At 45.3% G+C, this 7,700-nt stretch carries 8 protein-coding genes and 1 pseudogene; 2 read left to right on the forward strand and 7 right to left on the reverse strand.

Annotated elements, in window-relative coordinates; all coding sequences use genetic code 11:
* Positions 1–26 precede the first annotated feature (26 nt).
* From PJF56_RS00670 to PJF56_RS00695, 7 genes are all read right to left on the reverse strand, one after another.
* Complete coding sequence (locus PJF56_RS00670; RefSeq protein WP_283760697.1) at positions 27–3,290, reverse strand: ATP-binding protein; 3,264 nt, start codon at positions 3,288–3,290, stop codon at positions 27–29.
* Positions 3,291–3,369: 79 nt separating this feature from the next.
* Positions 3,370–3,897: a hypothetical protein gene (locus PJF56_RS00675; RefSeq protein WP_283760698.1), complete on the reverse strand. Its 528-nt coding sequence runs from the start codon at positions 3,895–3,897 to the stop codon at positions 3,370–3,372.
* A gap of 59 nt (positions 3,898–3,956) precedes the next feature.
* Positions 3,957–4,187, reverse strand: a complete 231-nt coding sequence (locus tag PJF56_RS21960; protein WP_347179396.1) for a HepT-like ribonuclease domain-containing protein — start codon at positions 4,185–4,187, stop codon at positions 3,957–3,959.
* Positions 4,188–4,396: 209 nt separating this feature from the next.
* Positions 4,397–4,690 carry a nucleotidyltransferase family protein gene (locus PJF56_RS00680; RefSeq protein WP_283760699.1) on the reverse strand — a complete coding sequence of 98 codons (294 nt, stop codon included), beginning with the start codon at positions 4,688–4,690 and terminating at the stop codon, positions 4,397–4,399.
* A gap of 65 nt (positions 4,691–4,755) precedes the next feature.
* Positions 4,756–6,465: an urease subunit alpha gene (ureC, locus tag PJF56_RS00685; protein WP_283760700.1), complete on the reverse strand. Its 1,710-nt coding sequence runs from the start codon at positions 6,463–6,465 to the stop codon at positions 4,756–4,758.
* A 33-nt stretch (positions 6,466–6,498) separates the two neighbouring features.
* Positions 6,499–6,891 (reverse strand): type II toxin-antitoxin system death-on-curing family toxin, encoded by a 393-nt coding sequence (locus PJF56_RS00690; protein WP_283760701.1) that lies wholly within the window; start codon positions 6,889–6,891, stop codon positions 6,499–6,501.
* On the reverse strand, positions 6,891–7,112 hold the full coding sequence (locus PJF56_RS00695; protein WP_283760702.1) for a hypothetical protein: 222 nt from the start codon (positions 7,110–7,112) through the stop codon (positions 6,891–6,893). Before PJF56_RS00695 ends, PJF56_RS00690 begins: the two co-directional genes overlap by 1 nt.
* Before the next feature lie 121 nt (positions 7,113–7,233).
* On the opposite strand from PJF56_RS00695, the gene PJF56_RS00700 reads away from it, so the two are divergent.
* Positions 7,234–7,479 (forward strand): type II toxin-antitoxin system RelN family antitoxin, encoded by a 246-nt coding sequence (locus PJF56_RS00700; protein ID WP_283760703.1) that lies wholly within the window; start codon positions 7,234–7,236, stop codon positions 7,477–7,479.
* Between the two features lie 39 nt (positions 7,480–7,518).
* Positions 7,519–7,686, forward strand: a pseudogene (locus PJF56_RS00705) (IS4 family transposase); the annotation flags it as partial.
* Positions 7,687–7,700: the final 14 nt, after the last annotated feature.

Genomic DNA, 7,700 nt, shown 5'->3' on the forward strand with positions numbered 1-7,700 from the left:
ATTGGGTGCTGGGCATAGATCCGGATTCACCAGCACCTATTTGATTTGCACTCTTGAATCCAATCGAGCAATTCTTGAAACTGAAAGTTGTCCACAAAAGGTTGCAAATATTGGGCAATTTTTTCCCCTTCAGCCCCTAATTGGGCAAGGGAGTTATATATCTCATCATCCATACCCACAATCACAACTTGTTCAAACTCCTCCAGCCAGCTTAAGGAGAGAGATTTTAGATCTTGTTCCGTTAAGGATTCGGGTGTCAATAGGCTTCTATCTTGGGTAGTTTGATAGATAAATTGAACCTGAAGATGCCGTTCTAAACATTGACTAATTTCTAAGGGAAGAAAGGGTTTAGCAATTACATCATCACAGCCGGATGCGATGACAGAATCTCTTTGATGATGAAAAGCACTAGCCGTAACGGCAATAATAATCGGTGGGTGTGTTTTGGTTTGGCTTTTAATTTCACGGGCAGCTTCTTCACCTGTCATCTTGGGCATCCGAATATCCATAAAGATGAGGTGGGGTTCCCAGGTTTGCCAGATTTGTACGGCTTCTTCTCCGTCCCTGGCTTCTTGGACTTGAAATCCCCAAGTTTGGAGTAAAGAAATGAGTAAGAGTCGATTGGATTCATAGTCATCGACGACTAAAATTCGATAAGTGGGTTGATCTTCGGCTAGGGAAATCACCTGTGGATCGTTTGGATTGCCTGGCTCATCTCTAGAATCATCCCGTTGAATATCCTCCACGGTTTGGAATTCTTCAATATTGAGTTCAAAGTGAAACTGAGTGCCTTTATCCACGGTACTTTCAACCCTCAAGGTAGAGCCAAGCATCTGCACAAACTGTTGACTAATGGCTAACCCTAAACCGGTTCCTTCTTGACTCTGGCGACCACTTTGGGTTTGCATAAAGGGTTCAAACAGAGTGTTCAATTCCTCTGAGTCTATGCCGACTCCGGTATCGGTGATGGTAAATTGGATCTGTTTGCTGGATATCTTGTGGATTTCTAAACTGACTCGCCCCACAGCAGTAAATTTGAGCGCATTATTGAGTAAATTAATTAAAATTTGTTTTAATTTTACGCCATCGGTTTCAATCCACAGGGGGACATCCGGGGCTAGGTCTATCTTTAAATCTAGACTTTTGGCTGTGGCTTTTAAGTCAAATAAAGTCTTCAGCTCTTCGACTAGGTTAGGCAGATTAACTGAAGTGATATTTAAGGTGAAACGACCAGCTTCAATTTTAGAGAGATCGAGAATTTGATTAATTAAACTGAGTAAATAGGTTCCGCTAGTTTCAATTAGACGTAGGTGTTTTCGGTCTTCGTCAGAGAGGTTAGGACTTTGTTCTAGTAGGGTGGGATAACCGAGAATGGCATTTAGGGGAGTTCGCAGTTCATGGCTCATATTGGCGATGAATTCGCTTTTAGCTTGGTTGGCGTTTTCGGCTGCTTCTTTGGCTTGTTCGAGTGCGATATTCGTTTGATGGAGTTCTTCGGTGCGTTCAATGACTTGTTGTTCTAGAGTTTGGTTGTAGTTTTTGAGCAGAACTTCCGCTTGTTTGCGATCGCTGATATCTTGAAACACATTAAGAGCATAAATGACCTCTCCCTCTAGGTTGCGGATGGGAGTGGAGTACACTTCTATGGGGATACGCATTCCGTCAACCTCAATTTCTAGGTCATTGGCATAAACATTTTCTCCTTGCATGGCCCGTATAACCGGCAGTTGCTCTGAAGGATAGAGAGCTGAGGTTCCTGCTTGATATACTCGGTAAGCTTGGCTCATTTGCTCCCGTGTGGTATCGGGAGTATTGCCTCTGAAGATTTCTTGGGCTTTGGAATTGACTAAAATTAGTTTTCCTTCGGGATTAAACACCCCTACCCCCAGGGGCAAACTTTCAATAATTAAAGCGAGTTCGTGTTCTTTCTCGGCAATGGTTTGGAAAGAGGTTTGCAGTTGCTCCTGCATCTGGCTAAAGGCATGACTGAGGTCGTAAACCACACCAACACCACTGATGGTTACAGGCGTATCGAGATCTCCAGAAGCAATTTCTTGGGCGCTGTTCTTTAAGCATACTAGGGGTTTGGAAATCCATTGAGCGATGAGATCCCCAGCGAGAATTGAAGCGATTAAAGTGAGACCACAAAGGGCAACGGTGCGTCGGACATTGGCCCGAATCTGGCCCATAAATTCCGATCGCGGAACCAGAATCGCCAGTTTCCAGCCTTCTGGAAGGGCTGAAACCGAAGGATTCCCTTGAATTTGGATATCTTGCTCCGATAGGGTTAGTTTTTCAACATATAAACTGTAGTCTTCCCTTTTACCCGCCGGTTTTTGGATAGACAATAGAGAATACAGGGGAGCGTTCATTTCAGCCTGGGGTTGTCGATCTTCTAAATAACGTCCTGTGGCAGCCACAATTGGATCTTGACTGGCGCTGGGAGTTATCCGTTTAAAACTTCCTGGAATTACCCCTCCTTGGGAGTCCAAATCTAAGGTGAAGGGGGGATCGTCCGTAGAACTGGCAACCATTTGTCCTTGGCGATCGAGAATTATAATCCGACAGCCTTCACAGAGGGGGATTAATTGGAGAAAGGTTTGGATACGTTTTAAGTCCAGATTGACGGCAAAGATGCCCTGGAGTTGTTGGTTTCGATCGTAAAATGGGGCATAAGTATTAATAGCCAAGAGGGAGGTGACCCCAATTTGAAAGGGTTCTGACCAACCAGGGGCGCGATCTCTTTCTGCTGCCTTATACCAGGGTCGCTCCTTGACGACAAAAGGAGAAATCATCCTGAAATGTTCTTGGAATTCTCCATTCTCATCGACAAAATCAATGGTGAGTCGATCCTCTCCCGCTAAAGCATAAGTATTTTCAATCCGTCCCGGTTGATCAACGCTATTGTGCATCACCCGAAATCGTCCATCGGGTAACGCCAACATCAGACTGGTTAACGACTTAAAGAGTTTGAGTTGTCCTAAAAGATGGCGATCGATTTCCTCTGGATTATCGAGATCCAGTTGTCCTTGCTGCACTGCCTGGATATTGATCTGGTTAATTTGTAAGAGAGTCGAGAATTCACTGATCAAGTACAGTTTTACTCTAGCGGCTCGCTCTTCGATAAAGTGTTGCGCTAAATCATCAATGCTTTCTTTGCCACTTTCATAGGAGAAATAGCCCACCAAACTGACTGTTGCTAACAGTTGTACAACAAAAGGCACAATCAGAATAGCTCGTAGAGGCAGATTTTTCAGGAATATCTGACCATCAAAAAAGGATAATTTCACGACTTTTATTAGCACAGCTTAAAGCTACAAACAGCACCTAGACTCTAAGTCAGAGGCTTAGAGTAATTCTTGACTGCTCTTATTCTGGCATTAATTCTCGGAAATTAAATTCTTGGGCGCTGGGATGACAAGACAGACATTGACTGAGCTGAATGCGCTCCTTAAATTCAACTTGGGGATGCAGGGCCTTAAAATAGCGAGAATTTCGCAGGCGATAGGGGGTGGGTTCATCTTTGAGTAGGGGACGGGAAGAGAGTTGAATATAATTCCAAACCAATATCCGACCGGGATCGAGTAAGGGTTCAATCACTACGCCATAATGCTGGGGGTCTTGAATGAGTTGTCGCCAAGTCTCAGTGGGCATCACCGCAGGAGGAAGGGCAAGGTGACAACTGCCACAGTTTTCTCGGTAGAGTTCTTCTCCGAGTTGATGTTCTTCGGGGACGGGATCGACAGATTTAAGGGAAGAGAGGGAAAAGGCGGGTTGATTGAGGCTCGATAATCCCCATCCTAATGTTACTGACCAGAGGAAAAGGAGGGTAATCAGGATTAGGGGCGATCGCCGCTTGAGATTAGGGAATAGTTGGCGATATTTACGTTTCAACATGGCTCTGGTTAGCGAATTGTAGGGTGGGCAGGAGGAGAAATTTAATTAAATCAAATCAATTAATAGATTGCAAGTATTGATTCAATCTGTACCTTCAAAGACGGCAAATTGTTCTCCACAATCTGCCAAACCACGTTAGGTGCTTGAGCTTTTAACTCATCACCAAGCCTCTGCGTAGATTCTGCCATAATCTGTAACCGACGCAATACGGCATCTTGCACCAAAGCATTAGTCAAAAAATCATTCTGTCCTTGAGTGGTGTATGTCTCGACTGCTTCGATACATTCCAAAATATAGCTAGTCTAAATGAGTTGTGCAATAGACAATGCCCTCTCCCTAAATCCCTCTACCACGGGAGAGGGACTTCTACTCCCCTTCTCCCTTCGACTTCGCTCAGGGCAGCGCCTGCGGGAGAAGGGGCTGGGGGATGAGGGGCAGCCATTACATAACTCATTTAGGTTTGCTATATGAGTCAAATAAATTAAATCCCTATCACCACTCATAAAGGTTGTGCCTCTGCCAAAATCCGATCCTTAATCAAAGCACTAATGCCATCTTCAGTAAGTACATCAACTCGCCGCCCTAATAAATCCTGTAAATCCATCAATAATCCTCCTGGAAACCAAGCTGTAGTCCTGCTTGGGTCATAATCAATTAAGAAATCAATATCACTGTCTTCTGTCTCTTCTTCTCGTGCTACTGAGCCAAAAACTCGCACATTAAATGCGCCATGCTTGGCAGCAATTTCTAGAATTTGTTCCCGTTTTTCCACTAATAAATCTTGTAAAGACATTGTTCTATTCTCCCTTCTATCCCTTTAAACTACAGATCGAGTGAATGAGTTAAGTCCTGTCTAGGTTAAAACAGAAAATACCGTTGAGCCATGGGTAAAACGGTGGCGGGTTCGCAGGTGAGGAGTTCGCCGTCTGCGCGGACTTCGTAGGTTTGGGGGTCAACTTCAATGTGGGGAAGAGCATGATTGAGTTTGAGATCTTGTTTGGTGAGTTGACGGGTATTGGCAACGGCGATAGTGGGTTTTTGCAAGCCGAGTTGGGTGGCAATGTCGCGCTCTAGGGCTGCTTGGGAGACGAAGGTTAAGGAGGTTGCGGAGAGTGCAGAGCCAAAGCTGGCAAACATGGGGCGCATGTGGACGGGTTGGGGGGTGGGAATGCTGGCGTTGGCATCTCCCATTTGTGCATAGGCGATCGCGCCTCCTTTGATCACAAGTTCCGGTTTTACGCCAAAAAACGCGGGTTTCCACAGACATAAATCGGCTAATTTCCCTGCTTCCACTGACCCGACTTGCTCGGCAATTCCATGGGTAATGGCGGGATTAATCGTATATTTGGCAACGTAGCGTTTGGCGCGGGTATTGTCATTGCGGCTGCTATCTTCCGCTAAGGGGCCGCGCTGTACTTTCATTTTATGGCCGGTTTGCCAGGTACGGATAATGACTTCGCCGACGCGGCCCATGGCTTGGGAGTCGGAGGCGATCATGCTAAATGCGCCGAGATCGTGCAAAATATCCTCGGCGGCGATGGTTTCTCGACGGATACGGGACTCGGCAAAGGCCACATCTTCGGGAATGGAGCGGTCAAGATGGTGGCAAACCATGAGCATGTCGAGATGCTCTTCTAGGGTATTGAGGGTATAGGGTCGGGTGGGGTTAGTGGAGGAGGGGAGAACATTGGCCAGACCGCAAACTCTGATGATATCGGGTGCATGGCCTCCCCCTGCGCCTTCGGTGTGGTAGGTATGGATGGCGCGATTTTTGAAGGCTTCGATGGTGGTTTCGACAAACCCGGCTTCGTTGAGGGTATCGGTATGAATGGCAACTTGCACATCATATTCATCGGCAACGGATAAGCAGGTATCAATGGTTGCTGGGGTGGTTCCCCAATCTTCATGGAGCTTTAGACCCATGGCTCCGGCTAGAACTTGTTCTCTGAGGGCTTCGGGTTGCGAACTATTGCCTTTACCGAGAAAGCCTAAGTTCATGGGGAAGGCTTCGGCTGCTTGTAACATGCGGTACATATTCCAGGGGCCGGGGGTGCAGGTGGTGGCGTTGGTTCCGGTTGCGGGGCCGGTTCCGCCGCCGAGCATGGTGGTGATGCCGGAGGCGATCGCCGTCTCAATCTGCTGAGGACAGATAAAATGAATGTGGGAATCAATGCCTCCAGCCGTGAGAATCATGCCTTCTCCAGCGACGGCTTCTGTACCGGGGCCGATAATGATATCCACTTTATCTTGAATATAGGGATTTCCGGCTTTGCCAATTTTATAGATCTTGCCGTCTTTGATACCAATATCGGCTTTAACAATCCCCCACCAATCTAAAATCAGGGCATTGGTGATCACCATATCCACTGCGCCATCGGCATTGGTGATGGGAGATTGGCCCATGCCATCCCGGATCACTTTGCCGCCGCCAAATTTTACCTCATCACCGTACGTGGTGTAATCCTGTTCGACTTCAATAATTAATTCTGTATCCGCCAAGCGCAGGCGATCGCCTACTGTGGGCCCGTAGGTTTGTGCATATGCGAGGCGATCGATCCGATAACCCATAATCTTGTCCAGACTAGCTTACCCATACAGAGTCTATAATACTGTAGATATGGAATTTTTCTCTAACCATTGAGCTAATGACTCTTGATTTTCTTCATCTGTCGTTAACCGTTCCATCATCTCTACCACTTCGCGATCAGCAACTTCCAGCAAATACCCATTTAATCCTAGAAAAGTGTACATTACCATAAACGCACTGCGTTTATTTCCATCAATAAATGGATGATTTTTTGCTAATCCATAGCCATAAGCTGCGGCCAGTTCAAATAAACTCGCTTCAGTATAAGTAAACCAATGTCGGGGTCTAGCTAAACTTGCCGCCAGTAAATTTTCATCTCGAATCCCTAAACTTCCTCCATGCTGCTCAATTTGATCCTCATGGATTGCTCGCACAACTTCATCTGAAATCCATAGCGGTTCAGTCACTAAGCTAACTCCCGTAATGCATTTTTATATTTTTGGCTGCCTTGCTGATAAATTTGCATAGCTTGTTCAAAGTCTGCCTCACTAGAGAGTTTGGCTTCATTGGGTTGAGTGTCTTCAGTTGCTGAATTGAGCGAGCGCAAAACCTCTAAAGCTTCCGATAAAGACTCATCAGGCAACTGGTTCACTAAGGCAATAATATCTTGGCGTATGGCTTGAGTCATGTTACTTGATTTTGGAACTAATACTGTGGATACGATCATTATACTGATTTTTGTATATCACTAGCCCACAGCGCTCTATAATTTTGCTAAACTAAATTAACTAACCAGTTGGGGTAAAGCAATGCAAGCGTTTGAAATGATGGCAAAAGTCGATCAAAACGGTCAACTATTATTAGATCAACCTTTAGAGATTCGATCGGAAAGTCGAGTGAAAGTTATTCTGCTAGTGTCTGATGAGGAAGAAGTCGATCCCGATGATACTCCTGTCGAAGAAATTAAGGCGAGTTTGAGACGTGCTTTACAAGAAGCGAAAGAAGGCAAAAGAATCCCCTTAGAACAAATGTGGGATGGAATTGATGCCGAATAATTCAGATCCGATAAATATCGATTTAACTCCTGAATACCGATAGAGATTCAAATTACTGTATGTTTAATCGCATACTTGATATTGAAATTGATAAAAATACCAAAAGAATTTGGAGAAAAATCCTTAGATAAATTGAGATATTTACAGGCATGTATGTGTAGTCAAATAAGTTATGTCCATTGGCTACCCAAGTTGATCTTTTTTTGACGAAATCGCCCGAT

It is taken from the genome of Roseofilum halophilum BLCC-M91 (assembly GCF_030068445.1).
Taxonomy (GTDB): domain Bacteria; phylum Cyanobacteriota; class Cyanobacteriia; order Cyanobacteriales; family Desertifilaceae; genus Roseofilum; species Roseofilum halophilum.

Bases quoted from the DNA above. Each gene is read 5' to 3' on its own strand.
- PJF56_RS00680 (WP_283760699.1), bottom strand. From the start codon at position 4,690: ATGTCTTTACAAGATTTATTAGTGGAAAAACGGGAACAAATTCTAGAA.
- PJF56_RS00700 (WP_283760703.1), top strand. From the start codon at position 7,234: ATGCAAGCGTTTGAAATGATGGCAAAAGTCGATCAAAACGGTCAACTA.
- PJF56_RS00695 (WP_283760702.1), bottom strand. From the start codon at position 7,112: ATGACTCAAGCCATACGCCAAGATATTATTGCCTTAGTGAACCAGTTG.
- ureC (WP_283760700.1), bottom strand. From the start codon at position 6,465: ATGGGTTATCGGATCGATCGCCTCGCATATGCACAAACCTACGGGCCC.
- PJF56_RS00675 (WP_283760698.1), bottom strand. From the start codon at position 3,897: ATGTTGAAACGTAAATATCGCCAACTATTCCCTAATCTCAAGCGGCGA.